The 16,417-nt window shown below is 68.2% G+C and carries 13 protein-coding genes and 3 pseudogenes; 11 read left to right on the forward strand and 5 right to left on the reverse strand.

The window, feature by feature from the left end; genetic code table 11:
* Positions 1-168: 168 nt before the first annotated feature.
* From egtB to egtD, 3 genes and pseudogenes are all read left to right on the forward strand, one after another.
* On the forward strand, positions 169-1,458 hold the full coding sequence (egtB, locus tag ACWCP0_RS37710) for an ergothioneine biosynthesis protein EgtB (RefSeq protein ID WP_451083282.1): 1,290 nt from the start codon (positions 169-171) through the stop codon (positions 1,456-1,458).
* Positions 1,458-2,147: pseudogene (gene egtC / locus ACWCP0_RS37715) on the forward strand (ergothioneine biosynthesis protein EgtC); the annotation flags it as partial. The gene egtB and the pseudogene egtC, both read left to right, overlap by 1 nt.
* A gap of 96 nt (positions 2,148-2,243) precedes the next feature.
* A complete protein-coding gene (egtD, locus tag ACWCP0_RS37720; protein WP_451083283.1) occupies positions 2,244-3,227 on the forward strand; it encodes an L-histidine N(alpha)-methyltransferase in 984 nt (327 codons plus the stop codon).
* A 73-nt stretch (positions 3,228-3,300) separates the two neighbouring features.
* Here egtD and ACWCP0_RS37725 read toward each other — a convergent pair.
* Both ACWCP0_RS37725 and ACWCP0_RS37730 read right to left on the reverse strand, forming a co-directional pair.
* A pseudogene (locus ACWCP0_RS37725) lies at positions 3,301-4,080 on the reverse strand (RNA-guided endonuclease InsQ/TnpB family protein); the annotation flags it as partial.
* Between the two features lie 496 nt (positions 4,081-4,576).
* Positions 4,577-5,797 carry an RNA-guided endonuclease InsQ/TnpB family protein gene (locus ACWCP0_RS37730; protein WP_451083260.1) on the reverse strand — a complete coding sequence of 407 codons (1,221 nt, stop codon included), beginning with the start codon at positions 5,795-5,797 and terminating at the stop codon, positions 4,577-4,579.
* A 28-nt stretch (positions 5,798-5,825) separates the two neighbouring features.
* Here ACWCP0_RS37730 and ACWCP0_RS37735 point away from each other — a divergent pair, with 28 nt between their 5' ends.
* Both ACWCP0_RS37735 and tnpA read left to right on the forward strand, forming a co-directional pair.
* Positions 5,826-6,032 (forward strand): toxin-antitoxin system HicB family antitoxin, encoded by a 207-nt coding sequence (locus ACWCP0_RS37735; RefSeq protein ID WP_451083261.1) that lies wholly within the window; start codon positions 5,826-5,828, stop codon positions 6,030-6,032.
* 10 nt (positions 6,033-6,042) lie between these two features.
* Positions 6,043-6,290: pseudogene (tnpA, locus tag ACWCP0_RS37740) on the forward strand (IS200/IS605 family transposase); the annotation flags it as partial.
* A gap of 346 nt (positions 6,291-6,636) precedes the next feature.
* On the opposite strand, the gene ACWCP0_RS37745 reads toward tnpA, so the two are convergent.
* From ACWCP0_RS37745 to ACWCP0_RS37755, 3 genes are all read right to left on the reverse strand, one after another.
* Entirely contained in the window at positions 6,637-7,581 is a 945-nt protein-coding gene (locus ACWCP0_RS37745; RefSeq protein WP_451083262.1) for an ornithine cyclodeaminase family protein, read from the reverse strand.
* 400 nt (positions 7,582-7,981) lie between these two features.
* The gene (locus ACWCP0_RS37750; RefSeq protein ID WP_451083284.1) at positions 7,982-8,395 is read right to left on the reverse strand and encodes a CoA-binding protein; all 414 of its coding nucleotides are present in this window, start codon (positions 8,393-8,395) and stop codon (positions 7,982-7,984) included.
* Between the two features lie 529 nt (positions 8,396-8,924).
* Complete coding sequence (locus ACWCP0_RS37755) at positions 8,925-9,332, reverse strand: hypothetical protein (RefSeq protein ID WP_451083263.1); 408 nt, start codon at positions 9,330-9,332, stop codon at positions 8,925-8,927.
* 501 nt (positions 9,333-9,833) lie between these two features.
* On the opposite strand from ACWCP0_RS37755, the gene ACWCP0_RS37760 reads away from it, so the two are divergent.
* From ACWCP0_RS37760 to ACWCP0_RS37785, 6 genes are all read left to right on the forward strand, one after another.
* On the forward strand, positions 9,834-10,862 hold the full coding sequence (locus ACWCP0_RS37760) for a LacI family DNA-binding transcriptional regulator (protein ID WP_451083264.1): 1,029 nt from the start codon (positions 9,834-9,836) through the stop codon (positions 10,860-10,862).
* A gap of 111 nt (positions 10,863-10,973) precedes the next feature.
* Entirely contained in the window at positions 10,974-12,245 is a 1,272-nt protein-coding gene (locus ACWCP0_RS37765; protein ID WP_451083265.1) for an extracellular solute-binding protein, read from the forward strand.
* Positions 12,246-12,254: 9 nt separating this feature from the next.
* On the forward strand, positions 12,255-13,217 hold the full coding sequence (locus tag ACWCP0_RS37770) for a carbohydrate ABC transporter permease (protein ID WP_451083266.1): 963 nt from the start codon (positions 12,255-12,257) through the stop codon (positions 13,215-13,217).
* A 1-nt stretch (position 13,218) separates the two neighbouring features.
* Entirely contained in the window at positions 13,219-14,112 is an 894-nt protein-coding gene (locus ACWCP0_RS37775) for a carbohydrate ABC transporter permease (RefSeq protein ID WP_351231295.1), read from the forward strand.
* Positions 14,113-14,117: 5 nt separating this feature from the next.
* Positions 14,118-15,191 carry a glycoside hydrolase family 130 protein gene (locus ACWCP0_RS37780; RefSeq protein ID WP_451083267.1) on the forward strand — a complete coding sequence of 358 codons (1,074 nt, stop codon included), beginning with the start codon at positions 14,118-14,120 and terminating at the stop codon, positions 15,189-15,191.
* Complete coding sequence (locus tag ACWCP0_RS37785) at positions 15,188-16,414, forward strand: Gfo/Idh/MocA family protein (RefSeq protein WP_451083268.1); 1,227 nt, start codon at positions 15,188-15,190, stop codon at positions 16,412-16,414. Before ACWCP0_RS37780 ends, ACWCP0_RS37785 begins: the two co-directional genes overlap by 4 nt.
* The last annotated feature ends 3 nt before the right edge of the window (positions 16,415-16,417 follow it).

Here is a 16,417-nt window from a genome sequence, read left to right on the forward strand (position 1 = left end):
CCTCCGAAAAGGCATGCCGTGACGAACTCTCACACCGACTCCAGTACGGCCCGAAACGGGGCCACATCCCACCCCACTGCCGCACCATCCCCAGACGCACCCGCTTGCCCGGCCGAGGGGACAGCCGTACGACCGGCCGGGACCCCGTCCGCCGCCGCTCGCACCGCGCTGGAGACCGCCCGGCGCCGGACCCTGAGCCTCACCGACCCGCTCACCGACAAGGACCTCACCGCCCAGCACTCACGGCTGATGTCCCCCCTGGTATGGGACCTCGCCCACATCGCCAACCAGGAAGACCTGTGGCTGGTGCGCACGGCCGGCCGTCGCCCCGGCCTGCGCCCCGACCTCGACCCGCTCTACGACGCCTTCCAGCACCCCCGTGCCGACCGCCCGGCCCTGCCCCTGCTCGACCCGGCCGCCGCTCGCGACTACTTGGACGCGGTGCGCACCGAAACCTGGGACGTGCTGGCAGGCGTGGACACCTCACCCGACAACCCCGATCCGCTGCTCGCCGACGGATTCGTGTTCGGCATGCTCGCCCAGCACGAACAGCAGCACGACGAGACCATGCTCGCCACTCTCCATCTACGCCAGGGCGCACCCGTCCTGCACGCGCCCGCACCGCCCCGCGCACCCGCCGACGCCGCCCGGCTGCCCCGCGAAGTGCTGGTCCCCGGCGGCCCGTTCACCATGGGCACCAGCACCGAGCCGTGGGCCCTGGACAATGAACGCCCGCACCACACCGTGGACGTCCCCGCCTTCTGGCTGGACACAGTGCCCGTCACCAACGCCGCCTACCAGGAGTTCATCGCGGCCGACGGCTACCGCAACCCCCAGTGGTGGACGCCCGAGGGGTGGCAGCACGTCCAGGAGACCGAGCTCGAGGCGCCCTTGTTCTGGCACCGGGAGCACGGGCGGTGGCTGCGCCGCCGGTTCGGGATCATCGAGGAAGTCCCCGCCGACGAACCCGTACTGCACGTGTGCTGGTACGAAGCCGACGCATACGCCCGCTGGGCGGGGAGGCGGCTGCCGACCGAGGCGGAGTGGGAGAAGGCGGCACGGCACGACCCCGCGACGGGCCGCTCCCGACGCTATCCCTGGGGCGACGCGGAGCCCGGCCCCGAGCACGCCAACCTTGGGCAGCGACACCTCCAGCCGGCCCCGGTCGGCAGCTACCCGGCCGGGGCCGCACCCAGCGGCGCCCGGCAGCTGATCGGCGACGTCTGGGAGTGGACGGCCTCGGACTTCACCCCCTACCCCCACTTCACCGCCTTCCCCTACAAGGAGTACTCCGAGGTCTTCTTCGGCCCCGAATACAAGGTGCTGCGCGGCGGCGCCTTCTCCGTCGCCCCGGTCGCCTGCCGGAGCACCTTCCGCAACTGGGACTACCCGATCCGGCGGCAGATCTTCGCCGGCTTCCGCACCGCCCGAGACGCCTCCGAGAACGGACGCGACTGATGTGCCGCCACCTCGCCTACGTAGGCCCGCCCGTAACACTCGCGCGGCTGCTCACCGAACCCCCGCACAGCCTGTACGAGCAGTCCTGGCAGCCGGCCAGACAGCGCCACGGGACGGTCAACGCCGACGGATTCGGCGTCGGCTGGTACCCGGACGAGGCGGACACCTCCGAGGGCGACGCCGGTTTCCCCCGGCCCGCCCGCTACCGGCGGGCGGTGCCCATCTGGGCCGACGCGAACCTCCCCGAGCTGACAGGGACAATCCGCAGCCACGCGGTGCTGGCCGCCGTCCGCTCGGCCACCGAGGGCACCACCCAGGACGAGACGGCAGCCGCGCCCTTCCGCGACGGCCGCTGGCTGTTCAGCCACAACGGCGCCGTCCCCGACTGGACACGACTGCCCACCGGCCTCACCCCCGCCGAGATGCTGGCGCTGGACGCACACAGCGACTCGGCCCTGCTGTGGGCCATGATCGTGCGACGCCTGCGACAGGGCGAACCGCCCGCCGGCGCCCTGGCCGCAGTGGTCCGTCAGGTCGCCGCGGCCAGGCCCACCGCTCGGCTGAACTTCCTGCTCACGGACGGCCACACGATCGCCGCCACCGCCTGGGGCGACACCCTGTGGTACCGCACGGGACCCGCCACGGCGCTCGTCGCCTCCGAGCCCGACGACACGCCCGGTGACTGGCGGGAAGTCCCCGACCGCTCCCTGCTCCTGGCCACCACGGCCAGCGTCCGGATCCTCCCACTGCACACCCCACGCCCGCACCACAAGGAATCACAGCTGATGACCGACGGCGATTTCATCCTCGACGACCAGCTGCCCGCCGACTACTTCACCTCGAGGCTCCATGCCGACGCGCGCGAGGGCCTGAGCAGTGCGCCGCGCACACTGCCGCCCAAGTGGTTCTACGACAAGCGGGGCAGCGAGCTGTTCGAGCAGATCACTCGGCTGCCGGAGTACTACCCCACTCGGGTCGAACAGGAAATTCTCACCCGCCGTGCCCCGGAGATCGCCGCACTGACCCGGGCCGCCACCCTGATCGAGCTGGGCTCCGGCTCCTCCCGCAAGACCAGGCTGCTGCTCGATGCCCTCACCGCCACTGGCACCCTGCGCCGCTACGCGCCCCTGGACGTCAGCGCCTCCGCCCTGGAAGAGGCAGGCCGCGCCATCCGCCGCGACTACCCGGGGCTCACCGTCTCCGCCACCGTGGCCGACTTCGAAACCGGCCTCGCTCTGTCCGACGAACCCGGCCCGCGCCTGCTGGCATTCCTCGGCAGCACCATCGGCAACTTCGACGCCGAGCAGCGCGGCACCTTCTACCGGACCCTGGCGCACGCGCTGAGCAGCGACGACGTACTTCTGCTCGGCGCCGACCTCGTCAAAGACCCCGAGATCCTGGTCCGTGCCTATGACGACGCGGCCGGCGTCACCGCCGACTTCAACAAGAACGTGCTGCACGTCCTCAACCGCGAGCTCGGCGCCGACTTCGACCCCGACCTCTTCGATCACATCGCTCTGTGGAATCCCGAATTCGAGCGCATCGAGATGAGGCTGCGCTCCCGCACCGCCCAGACCGTCAAGATCCCCGACCTTGATCTCACCCTCGACTTGGCCGCAGGCGAGGACCTGCGCACCGAACTGTCGTGCAAGTTCCGCCGCGACGCTCTCACCGCCGAACTCAAGGAGGGCGGCTTCACCGTCCGCCACTGGTGGACCGACCCGGCCGCCCGCTTCGCCCTCGTCATGGCAGTGCCGAAGTCAACTTGACCTGGCCCTATAGGGCCAGGCTTGGAGGTAGTGCCCAGCTGGCTGCTGGGTGGACTCCTCCGTCCAGACACCCCTATGGGGTGGCAGGGACGTGTGACTCACGCCCCGCAGTCCACGCAGCCTCGCCCTTGCGGGCGATGTTGCGGGAGGCATTCCGGTCTGCGTGGGCAACGACCCCGCAGTTCCGGCAGGTGAACAGGGCCTGGCTTGCCCGGTTCTTCTTGTCGATGTGGCCGCACTCGCAGCACTGCTGCGAGGTGTAGGCGGGATCGACGAAGACCACGGGCACGCCGGCCGGCTTGGCTTTGTAGACGATGAAGTCCCCGAGCTGGGCGAAGGCCCAGGAGTGGAGTGCGACCCGTTGGGGCTTGCGGAGCCGTACCCTCTGCCGGATTCCCTTGAGTTCTTCCAGGGAGATCCCAGCCGAGGTGCGTTCAGCCTCGGTCACGATCGTCTTGGCGATGACGTGGTTGGTGTTCTTGGCGTGCCGCAGCTCTTTGCAGGCACGGGCCTTGAGTCGTCGCTTGGCGGACTTGGTGCCCTTCTTCTGGAGCTTGCGCCGCAGGTCGAGCTGCCGCTTGCGGTGCCGGCTCAGGCCGCGCCCCCCGGCCTGGTAGCCGGTGGATGTGGTGGCGATGTCGGCGATGCCGAGGTCCACGCCGATGAAGGCGGCCGGCTCGTACTGCTCGGCCTCGGGTACTTCGCAGACGGCGATCAGGTAGAAGGCACCGTCGCGTTCGATGAGGTCGGATTCGCCTTTTCGGTGCTGCTGAAGGGTCTTGAGTGCGTCCGGGGAACAGGCGAACCGGACGTTCTTGATGCGCCCGGCGGTGGTCCAGATCGACACCGTCTGCTGGTTGTCGACGATCAAGTATTTCCCATGCCGCGCGGGTTGGGCGTCACGTAATTCCCCACCCTCCCGGTCACCTTTCCCCATGAGGAGGGCGGAGGGCGGAGCCGTCCAGCCGTTCCCGGTTTGAGTCACTGCTCGTGCGCGGAGAAGACCAGTACCTCCGGCGGGGGCAGGTGTCGTCACGGTGACCACGGGGGTCTAAGATCACGCCCTACTTTCATCGCTCTGATGCGGAAGGACTTTGATGGCCAACATGAGGAACCGGATAGCCACCCTGCTGGCGGCGACCGCCGTGACGGTCGGTCTCTCCCTCAGCACTGGTGCGGGCACCGCCGCGGCAGCGCCTCAGCTCACCGTCACGATAAGCTCGTATCAGGCGACCCATTCGGCGGTTGTTTACCTCTACGCCGACGGAACTACGCCGGATACTTGAATCCTCCCCTCCCTGAAGGGAGGGGATTCCTCACCCTCCAGGGTTGATGTGGGGATTTCTGGCTCAGGCTGCTTGACGGGACAGCGTCCCGCCGAGTCTTCCGCCCTCAGCACCAGCCGGGTTGAGACCAGCCCGGATGAGCATCACGCGGGCGGAGTTCTTGTCTCTCGGAGAGGAGACTCCGCATCGCGTGCAGGTGTAGGTGCGCATCCCCAGCGGCAGTGCGTGCTTGGCTCTCGCATCGCAGTGCGCGCAGTCCATCGTGGTGTGCGCGGGGTGTACCAGGTGCACGGTGCGTCCGTGCTTGCGGCCCATCTCGATCAGGGCCGTCTTGGTTGCGCCGATGGCGGCGTCGGCGGCTTTCCTGGCCATGGTGGATTTCGCGAGGAACTTCGGCTTGAAGTCCTCGACCGCAAGCGCGTCGTGGTCGCGGACCACGCGCTTGGCCCACTTGCGGGCAGTGTCCTGCCGCTGGCGTGCGACCTTCTTGTGCAGCTTCGCGACCTGCTTCTTCGCCGCCTTGTAGCCCTTCGACCCGCGCTGGCCCTTCGCCGGTTCACGGCGGGACATCATCCGCTGGTAGCGGGTCAGCTTCGCGGCGCCCTTCTTGCCGTACTCGGCGTGCGGCAAGTCGTGCGCGTCGGACGTGGTGGTCGCGATCTCCTTCACGCCCCAGTCCACGCCGATCACACGGCCGGTCTCCGCAAGCGGCTGCACCTCGGCGGGAACAACGAACGAGCAGTACCAGTGCCCGAGACTGTCCTGATAGACACGCACCGACGACGGGTGAGCAGGCAAGTTCCGCGACCACACCATGGTCAGGGCGATGCCGCCCGCCAGGTGCAGCCGTCCGTCCTTGAGACGGAACCCACGCTTGGTGTAGTTGAGGCTCGGCAGCGCTCCGCGCTTCTTCTTGTACTTCGGCATCCCGGCCCGGCGGTGCATGGGCAGCCGGTCTTTGATGTCTTTCTGCGCCTTGGCGCGGGACTTGCCGAAGTCGCGTATGAGCTGCTGCTGCGGGACGCTGGAGCCTTCGCGGAGCCACGGGGCCTTGGTGCGGGCCTCAGTCAGCATCTTGTCGAGCTGCGCCGGACCGCACGTCCGCTTCTCGCCGGTGGCCTTGTTGTGCAGATGGATGGTCTTGGACTTGGCAACGCACTCGTTCCAGACCCAGCGGCACCGGTCCCACTCGCGCATCAAGGCGGTGTAGGCCGTGGACGACACGCGAAGCCGGAACGTCCACCGGGCATACCCGGCGTCCTCGGCTGTCTGCATCGTCGTCATGGCCCCATCATGGCCCTACAGTTGTCTCATGATCAAGCTGAACCTACGAATGACCGAAGACCTTCATGCCCGTCTCGTCGTCCGGGCGACTGCGGACCGGCGGTCCCTCAACGCTGAGATCCTGCACTTCATCGAGGTCGCCCTCAGCGCTTCCGTGGTGGACGCCGAATCGCCCGGCGGCGATTCGGCTACCTCTGCCCCGCTACGCGGGAAGCCGAATTCCTCCCCTGCCTGAAGGCCGGGGCCTCCTCCGGTTATCCGGTGAGACCGATCACGTCCATCTGCTCGTGCACTACCCGCCGAAGGTCGCTTTGTCCCGGCTGGTAGGCAGCCTCAAGGGCGTCTCCGCCCGCAGGCTCCGCCAGGAGTCCCCGCACACATCCGCAAGTACCTGTGGGGCGAACACTTCTGGTCCCCGTCCTACTTCGCTGCCTCCTGCGGCGGCGCACCCCTCGCCGTCATCAAGGAGTACATCGAGAACCAGAAGCGTCCTGGCCAAGGACAACGGTGCAGACCCGTGATCCTGCACGGGCCAGGACAATCGAGAGAAGCGCTTCCTCCCGGGCGTGACGCCCCCGGGTTCCGTGCTAGATCGTGTTGAAGCGTCTCTGATCAGCTAAGCGATCGCATGCAAGACGTGGTGTCTGGCGTGGGTTGTGCCCATCGTGGCGTGGGCGTGGAGGTGGAATCCCGCGCCCAGTGCTGCTCCGCGTGGCCTGTGTCGGCTGGTGGTGGGTGTGCTGGTCGTTGTCACGCCGACGTTGTGTTTCGGGGAGGATATCGGTGTCGTTGCATGCCGGCTCTGGCGCACCTGATGTTCGACTCTGGCCGTGTAGGCGTCAGGAGAGCAGGTCGATCTTCTGTCCAATGTCATGCTGTTCTGCCTGCTGGTAGGCAACCCACGCCAGAGCAAGGTCTTGCCAGGGAAGTCCGACAGGGGCGTAGACGGAGCGGTCCGTCGCGCTGGTACGTCCTGGATGGTCGCCACGCAGAACCTCGCTGAGTGTGGCCTGAGCAGCCGAGGCTGCAAGGCCGGCGGCCGACAGAGCGCCCATGGTCGCGGCGAGTTCTCGGTCGTCGACGACCAGGAGTGCAGATTCCAGCAAGTCGGCAGAGAGTTCCTGTTTGCCGGGTTCGTCGGCTCCCAGGCTTGTGACGTGCTGCCCTGGCCGCGTATCCGCCAGCCGGAGCAGCGGTGAGCGTGACCAGGTGGCGAGCAGGACGATGTCAGCGGCCGCGGTGACCTGTGTGGCAGATGTCAGGAGGCGGCCGTTGTGGTGTGAGGCGAAGGCGTTGGCGCGATCCGGATCTGAGTCGTGAACGACGATCTCGCGATGCCGTCGCAGGGTACTCAGGCCACGCACCATGAGCTCGGCCTGTGCGCCTGCGCCGATCACTCCGAGTACTGAGCCTTCCGTAGGTGCGGGGCCGGCGAGAAGGTGGGTTCCCAGGGCCGCAGCCAGGCCAGTGCGCCATGCGGTGATGGTGGCGGAATCCATCAGCGCGAGGAGCTCACCGTTGTGACCGCTGTGAAGGCAGACAACTCCGCGCAGAGCTGGTCGGGCTCCCGGGAATTTGGCGTTGACCTTCACGGTGTACGCCTCGATGCCAGGCAGTAGCCCAGGGATCAGAGCCGTGGCCGTTCCGGGAAATGGCAGGTCAGTACGTATCCGTTGCCCGGCTATCGGGGAGAGGGCGGCGCGGAAGCCGTCGCGCAGCGCAGCTATGCAAGACACCGGCTCCAGCACGGCCTGCAAGTCACTTCGAGTCAGTAGGCGGGTCATTCGCTCATGATCTCTCAGGGCTCCATCGGTTTGCGGCGCAGGCGCTGGCCTGGTTGCAGGGTCCGTGAGTTCGTCGTTCCGGCAGCACAGATGTCGGGCTCGCGCTGTCAGCCGGACTGCTCGCGGTGATCATTTCGCGGTGCCAGGCCGGGGATCGGCCGCGGTGGTCCGTAGACGCGCCATCCGTTCCCGGTGGCGCAGCCACCACTACAACGGACACCGGCTGCACCGATCCCGGCAACAGCTACCGCCCAGTGCGACCGAGCAGCACGCAATCGTGCACGACCTCGACGACCGAAGCCTGCTCCGCACCAGGGTTTTCGGCGGCATCGTCAACGAGGATCGATACGCCGCGTGACCTGCAACGACGACATTTCGAGCCCCCACAGGCTGGGGAGCGTCAGCCCAGCCCCAGCCGGGGTATCTCCCGTCCCGGGGAAAGGTTCATCACCATGAGCAGGCCGGCCTCGCGAGTCCTGTCGTAGGCGGCCTGGTCCATGACGCCCAGCTGGAACCAGACCGCCTTGGCGCCGATCGCCACAGCCTGGTCGGCGATGCCTCCGGCGAGGTCGGAGTTGACGAACACGTCCACCACATCCACCGGGAAAGGGATTTCCGCGAGGGAAGCGTAGCCCTGCTCACCGTGCACCGTCTCGGCCTTTGGGTGCACGGGCACGACTCTCTTGCCGATGCGCTGCAGCTTCTCGGCCACGCGGTAAGCGGCCCGTTCGGGGTTGTCGGACAGGCCCACCACGGCCCAGGTGTCTCCGGCAGCGGTGAGAATCTGCCTTATTGTCGTGTCATCGCCATAAATCGTCATGCCCGGCACCGCCGTCCGGTGGTGAGTTCCGTACCGGTTACCGCCAACCGCATGATCATGGGGAGTGCCAGGTCTGTGGACTTCGTCAGTCGCATGAGCAGACCAGAATACTGTATGCAATAGACGCCACCGCCTCGGCGCCCGCCGTTCGACAGGAGTAGCAGCGGAAGGTCCTCATCCGCCAGGAGCGCCGCGCGCGCCAACTCGGTGTGCGCCGCTCCGCGGTACGGAGCACTCATCGCGCCTCAGGATGTCCGCACGCGGCGATGGTTCCGGGGCCGCCTGTACATGATGATCAACGAGACCGAGGCCGCCGCGGAGTCCGGAGTCCCAGGGTTCGCGCCGTCCGAACTCCACCCGGTGATCTGGGCCGCGGCGGCCGCGCACTGGACGACCCATCAGTAGACTCACAGCCAAGAAACGCAAACTCACTCGTCTCCCTGTCACATCTTGCCGAGCTGTTTTGTCAATGGTGTGTAATCCCCATCACGGGAACAGGAGATCGCTTTGATGCCCGTCTCAATCACTTCGGCAACTCCTTCGCGGCCACATTCCAGAGGCACATCGATTCAGCGGGCAAGGTGGTGTCGAACTTTAGGCCGCTGAACACGACACAGGAACTGATGAAGTGCGGCGCCAGCCACATCAAAGGCTGTGACTTATCCATAGATGGGCACACCAAGGAGGCTGCGCGCGCCGGGGAGAGCTCGGTCGGCCTTCGCCTGATCGCAATCCGGCGGGAGCCAACCTCTTCACCGGTGCTGAGCGCGCCGCCCTGGAACTGCGCAACTGACGGAACAGGGCACGCACCCGCATCGCCGACGCGTCCGCCGATGTCTCGGGCGAGGGCCGGGCGAATACCGCCCAGCACGACGACGAGGACCAGCTCGACGCCCGGATATTCCTCACCTCCGTCGTGAATTCCTCTCACCTCATCAACGTCATCAACCGGCAGCCGCCGCCGACCACCGGCCCGGCAGGCTCTGATGGCCAGAGACTGCCGTACCGCACGCCGGGACTTGGCCGTGGTACCCCCGTTCACGGGCGGTGTGAGCCGCCTGAACACCGCCGAGCCGCGGCGCGCCCGTGCCAAGGCGCATCGGGTGGCGCAGGTGCGGAGTGGGGTTTGCGCCAGACACGGGCGCCCCGCGGGCTCATGCGGGACGGCGTCCATAAAACCTGACAAATCGGCATATAGCGTCAAAACTGCAACAGTGAAGCGGCGCTTGACTCGCTGCCAGATTGAGTTCAAGCTTCGTTTAAACCGGTTCAAGTCCTGGTCATCTGTTCGCCACCAGCGGCGCCATGGCCTGGGGGCATCCCGCTCCGGTACGGAAGGCAGTGCTGTACAAGCGCTTCTCCCACGTGCCGGGACGCCGTCGAACCGGGGAGCAGTCGCAGGTTCTTCCGTCGACAGAAACTGGAGTCGCGCATGGCCCGTCGTCTCACGATTGCGGATGTGGCGCAGTTGGCCGGGGTGTCCCGCGCGACTGTTTCCTTCGTCCTCAACGACCGACCCGGTGTGGCCCGCGCCACGCAGGAGCGCGTCCGCGCGGCCGCCGAGGAACTGGGTTGGACCCCGAGCCGCAGTGCGCGGGCGCTGTCCACCGGCCGGGCACGGGCCGTGGGGCTCGTCCTGACCCGCGAACCCGACCTCATCGGCACCGATCCGTTCTTTCCGGCGTTCATGGCGGGCATCGAGTCGGTGATCTCGGAGACCGGGGACGGCCTGATGCTGCAGATCAGCCGCCCCGGAGACGAAATGGAGACCTACCGCCGGCTGGCGGCCGACCGGCGGGTCGACGGCGTGTTCCTCACGGACCTGCGCGTGGACGATCTCCGGCCGGCGCTGGTGGACGAACTGGGTCTGCCCGCGGTCGTGGTGGGCGCCGTCGAGGGTGGCTCCCATCTGCCGACGGTGAATCTGGACGACCGCCCGGCGGTCCGCCACGCCGTGCACCACCTGGTGGAACTGGGTCACCGCGACATCGCGTACGTGGCCGGCCCGGAAGAGTTCGTGCACGCTCGGCGCCGCCGTCAGGCGTGGGCCGACGCGCTCGCCGAAGCGGGTCTGCCGTCCGGGCCGGTACTGCCCGGAGGCTTCACCGCCGAGGGCGGAGCCCGGGCGACCCAGGTGCTTCTCGCCCGGGCCACTCCGCCCACTGCCATCGTGTACGCCAATGACCTGTCGGCCACTGCCGGAATAGCCGTCGCCCAGGAGGCCGGTCTGCTGCTTCCCGACGACCTCTCGATGGTCGGTTTCGATGACGTGCCCCTCGCCTCCTGGACCCGCCCGCCGCTGACGACCTGCCGCGCCAACCCGGCCAGTTGGGGCAGGGCCGCCGCGCTGGCGCTCGTGGAGGTCATCGAACAGGGCACCACCGCAGACGTCGAACTGGACCCGGCCACGCTGGTACTGCGCGGCTCGACCGGCCCCGCACCCACCCGTGGGGGCCGATGACCGCCGGCGACGGTGGTACCCAGACTTTCCCTCCTTGAGAAACGCGGCCGACGCAAGCCCAGCGACGTCGGCACTGCCAACTGATCCCACCCAGTGAGAACGGAACCTCCAATGAAGAAGGCTCTTATCGCATTGCTGCCCGTGGCCGCCCTGACGCTCGCCGCGTGCGGCGGCGGATCGGGCTCCGGTAGCGCCTCCAACGACGCCCGTGGACCCATCACGATCTGGTACTCCAACAACGCGCAGGAAGTCGCTTGGGGAAAAAGCATGGTGGCCGCCTGGAACGCCGCCCACCCCGATGAGAAGGTGACGGCGCAGGAGATACCCGCCGGCAAGAGCTCCGAGGAGGTCATCGGCGCGGCGATCACTGCGGGTAACGCGCCGTGCCTGGTCCTCAACACCGCACCGGCGGCCGTGCCCGGCTTCCAGAAGCAGGGCGGGCTGGTCGCGCTCGACGAGTTCCCCGACGCCAAGCAGTACCTGGAGTCCCGTGTCGGCGACCGGCTCACCCAGTACGCGTCCCCGGACGGCAAGTACTACCAGATGCCGTGGAAGAGCAACCCGGTGATGATCTTCTACAACAAGGAGCTCTTCAAGAAGGCCGGGCTGGACGCCGAGAACCCCAAGCTGGCGAGCTACCAGGACTTCCTGAAGACCTCGCGCAAGCTGGTGGAGAGCAGCGGCGCCAAGGCCGCCATCTGGCCCGCGCCGACCTCCGAGTTCTACCAGTCCTGGTTCGACTTCTACCCGCTGTTCGCGGCCCAGACCGGCAAGCAGTTGGTCGAGGACGGCAAGGCCCAATTCGCCTCGCCCGAGGGCATCAAGGCCGCCGAGCTGTGGAAGACCATGTATTCCGAGGGCCTGGTCCCCAAGGAGATGTTCAACGGCGACGCCTTCGGTGAGGGCAAGTCCGCGATGGCCATCGTCGGTCCGTGGGCGGTCGCCGTCTACGGCGACAAGGTGGAGTGGGGCGCCGTCCCGGTGCCGACGGCCGACGGTGCGGCCGCCAAGGGCACCTTCAGCGACGAGAAGTCCATCGGCATGTACACCTCCTGCAACAACCGGGGGACCGCCTGGGACGTCATGAAGTTCGCCACCGGCAAGGAGCAGGACGGCAAGCTCCTCGAGGCGACCGGCCAGATGCCGATGCGCACGGACCTGACGGCCGCCTTCCCGTCCTACTTCTCCGCGCACAAGGAGTACGAGGTCTTCGCAGAGCAGGCCGCCCACACGATCGAGTCCCCGAACGTGCCGAACTCGGTCGAAATTTGGCAGACGTTCCGCGACGCGTACACCAAGTCCGTCATCTTCGGCAAGGGGGACCTCACCGGCACCCTGAAGGAAGCGGCCGGCAAGGTCGACAAGATGGCAGAGGGCCAGTGATCCGCGGCCATGTCCTCTACACACCATGACACCCACGGCCCCGGGCGCGGCAAGCCCGGGGCCGGGAGGGGCACAACGGAGCGGAGACAGCTCTGGCGGCTGCGGCTCGGCGGACACCAGCCCATCGGCATGCTGTTCGTCTCGCCGTACCTGATCTACCTGGCCGCGGTCTTCGTGTATCCGCTCGGCTTCGCCGTGTGGTTGTCCTTCCACGACTACTTCTTCACTGCCCCCGGTGCACAGGTGGACCGGCCCTTCGTGGGGTTTGACAACTACACCACGGTGCTCTCCGATCCCGAGGTGTGGCGTTCCTTCCTCAACATCGCCGTATTCCTCGTCATCAACGTGCCACTGACCGTGGTGTCCTCGCTGCTCCTCGCCAGCGCACTCAACAGGAAGCTGCGTTTCCGTTCGTTCTTCCGGACGGCCTACTACATCCCCTATGTCACGGCCAGCGTCGCGGTCGTGGGCGTGTGGATCTTCCTGTTCAACACCAACGGACTGGTGAACCAGGCCCTCGGACCGCTCGCACCGGACCCCTCGTGGCTGGTGAACTCCCATCTGGCGATGCCGACCGTCGCGGTCTTCGTCGCCTGGAAGCAACTGGGCTTCTTCGTGGTGCTGTACCTGACGGCACTGCAGAACGTGCCCAACGAGCTGTACGAGTCGGCAGCACTCGACGGAGCGGGGAAGTTCCGGATGTTCCGGTCGATCACGATTCCCGCGGTGCGTCCCGCCACGCTCCTGGTCCTGGTCCTGGCCACCGTCACAGGGGCCAACCTGTTCACCGAGCCCTACCTGCTCACCAGCGGTGGCGGGCCCGACGGTGCCACCACCTCGCCCGTCCTGCTGATGTACCAGCGGGGTCTGCAGCAGGGGCACCCCGACGAGGCCGCCGCCATCGGCGTGATCCTCGTCGTGCTGATCACGGCCGTATCACTCGCCTACCGGCGCTTCATAGAGAGGGACTGAGATGAACGCCGACGTCACAGCCTCGTCCGGGCCGAAGCACCGGCGCAAGGCGGATACCGCGGGACCGGCGTCCGGGTCGATCTGGTCGAAGATCGCGCTGCTCATCGGAGCGTTCGCTTTCCTCTTCCCCTTCTACTACATGATCATCGGCTCCCTGCAGACGGAGCCCGACTCCAGCCCGACGGGGGCCTTCCCCAACCCGGGCAACCTGAGCCTGCACAACTACGCCGCAATCAACTCAGCCATCTCGCTGGGGCGCTCGCTGGTGAACTCCGGGATCTTCACCGGTGGTGTCATCATCTGCACCACCTTCTTCGGCCTCCTCGCCGGCTACGCACTGGCGCGCCTGCACTTCCGGGGCCGGAGCTCCACCTTCGCCCTGGTGTTGCTGGTGCAGGTCGTCCCCTTCCAGCTGCTGATGATCCCGCTGTACGTGCTGATCGTCCGCAACTACGGCCTGGCAGACTCGTACCTGGGCATGATCCTGCCGTTCGCGATCAACACCAGCGCCGTCTTCATCTTCCGGCAGTTCTTCCTGCAACTGCCGCCCGCCATGTTCGAGGCGGCCCGCATGGACGGGGCGTCGGAGCTGCAGATCCTGTTCCGCATCGCGGTGCCGCTCTGCCGGCCCGCCCTCGTCTCGGTGGTGCTGCTGAGCTTCACCGGGCCGTGGAACGAGTTCCTCTGGCCGTTCCTGGTGACCAAGCAGCAGGACATGCAGCCACTGGCCGTCTCCCTGGCCAACTACATCAGCACCGTCTCCTCGGCCGCCGCCAACCCGTTCGGCGCCATCCTGGCCGGGGCGTGTGTGCTGGCGGCTCCCGCGGTGGCGCTCTACATCGCCTTCCAGAGCCGCTTCTCCTCCACTGACATCGATTCCGCCACGAAGGGCTGAACCCTGTGACCCACAGCACCACCAACCCGATCCGCTATCGCCTCACCAGGGTCGGCGTCGTCATGTCCCCCCTGGACGGCGAGGCCAATGAGGTCGAGGGCGTGCTCAACCCCGCCTCCGGCCGGACGCCGGACGGGACGCTGCACCTGCTGCCGCGCCTGGTCGCGGAGGGCAACGTCTCCCGCGTCGGGCTCGCCGAGGTCGTCGTCGAGAACGGCATGCCCACCGGTGTCGAGCGCCGCGGCGTGGTCCTCGCCCCCGACGCGGGCTGGGAGCGCGGGAAGAACAACGCCGGCGTGGAGGACCCCCGCATCACCTGGATCGAGGCCCTCGGCCGGCACGTGATGTCCTACGTGGCGTACGGCCCGCTCGGCCCCAAGCCGGCGCTCGCCGTCTCCGAGGACCTGGTGAACTGGGAGCGCCTCGGCCCGATCCAGTTCGAGTACCAGGCCGACCTGGACACCGACCTCAACCTCTTCCCCAACAAGGACGTCGTGCACTTCCCCGAGCCCGTGCCGGGCCCGGACGGCGAACTGTACTTCGCCATGCTGCACCGCCCGATGTGGGACCTGGGCTGGTTCCGTCCGGGTGAGGGCGTGCACCTGCCCGCGGGCGTGACCGACGAGCGTCCGGGCATCTGGATCTCTTATGTCCCGGTCGACGAGGTCAAGCACGACATCCGCGCGCTGACCCGGCCGCGCCACCACCGCCTGGTCGCGCTCTCCGAGCACCCCTGGGAGGAGCTCAAGATCGGTGCCGGCCCCGCCCCGATCCGGGTCGAGGAGGGGTGGCTGCTCATCCACCACGGTGTCTCCGGCCATATCGAGGACCCTTTCGCCCAGGTGCAGACGGTCAGCTACGCGGCCGGCGCGATGATCCTCGACCCCGCGGACCCGGCCACGGTGCTCTCGCGTACCACCGAGCCGCTGATGGCTCCGGAGACCGAGGAGGAGCGCTCCGGCACCGTGCCCAACGTGGTGTTCCCGACCGCCATCGAGGAGATCGACGGCGTGCGGTACGTCTTCTACGGCATGGCCGACGCCCACATCGGCGTGGCCCGCCTGGACCGGGCCGAGTGACCGCCGTACCCGGGACGGGCTTCGGGCTGGCGCTGATCGGCTGCGGCGGCTTCGGCGCCTATGTGCTGGACGCGGTGCGCGACATCCCCGGTCTGCGGGTCCTCGCATGCGCCGACCCGGACGGTGACCGCGCCCGCGCCCTGGCCGAGCGGCACGGCGCGGCGGTCCTCACGACCGTCGAGGAGGCCATCGCATTCCCGGGTGTCGACGTGGTGGCCCTGGCCACCCCGCCGGGCGCCCACGCGGACGCGGCCGTGGCCGCTCTGCGCGCGGGCAAGCACGTCTTCTGCGAGAAGCCCATCGCCGTGACCCTCGCCGACGCCGCGCGCGTCAAGGAGGATGCCGACCGGGCACCCGGCGTGCTCGTCGTCGACCACGTGCTGCGCTACAACCCGATCCTGCGGCTGCTCCAGCGGCTCGGCGCGGAGGGCCTGCTGGACCCGCTGCGGCGGTTCGCCTTCGAGAACGACGCCTCCGACGAGGACCTGGGCCCGGACCACTGGTTCTGGGACCCGGCGCACAGCGGCGGCATCCACGTCGAACACGGCGTGCACTTCTTCGACGCGGCGAGCGCCCTGATGGGCAGCGACCCCGTCGAGGTGCAGGGCACCGCGGTGGGGGCGGCCGGCCGGCCGGTGGACATCGTGGTGGCCACCGCCGTTCATCCCGGCGGGGCCGTGGCCACCCACACGCACTCCTTCACCCACGCCCACCGTGCGGAGCGGCAGCTGATGCGCCTGGACTACGGCTTCGCCGAAGCCCGGGTCACCGGCTGGATACCGACCTACGCGACCCTCACCGCATGGACCGACGAGACGGGGGCCGCCCGCTGGGAGCAGCTGCCAGAGCGGGCCGGCGACCTCCTGGCGGTACCCGGGCTGCGTCCGTACGGGGACGAGCGGATCACGGTGTCGGTGTCCCGTGACGCCGGCTCGGACCCTCCGGCCTCCGGCCGCGGCATCCGGCGCAGTGTCCCGCACCGGGTCGACGTCGTCGTGGACCTGGGAGGCGAGCCGCGCAAGCCCTACGTCTACGCCGAGAGCGTGCGCGCCGCCTTCACCGATCTGCTGCACTGCGCGGCGCACGGCGGTACCCCGGTGGCCGACGCCCGCGCTGGACTGGCCGCCGTCGCGGTGGCGGAAGCGGCAACCCGCTCCGCGCAGACCGGTCGCACCCTGCCCGTCATCGTCCCGGCTCGGTCGGGCGGGGAGGGGTCCGGGTGACCG

Source organism: Streptomyces sp. NPDC001970 (assembly GCF_053594115.1).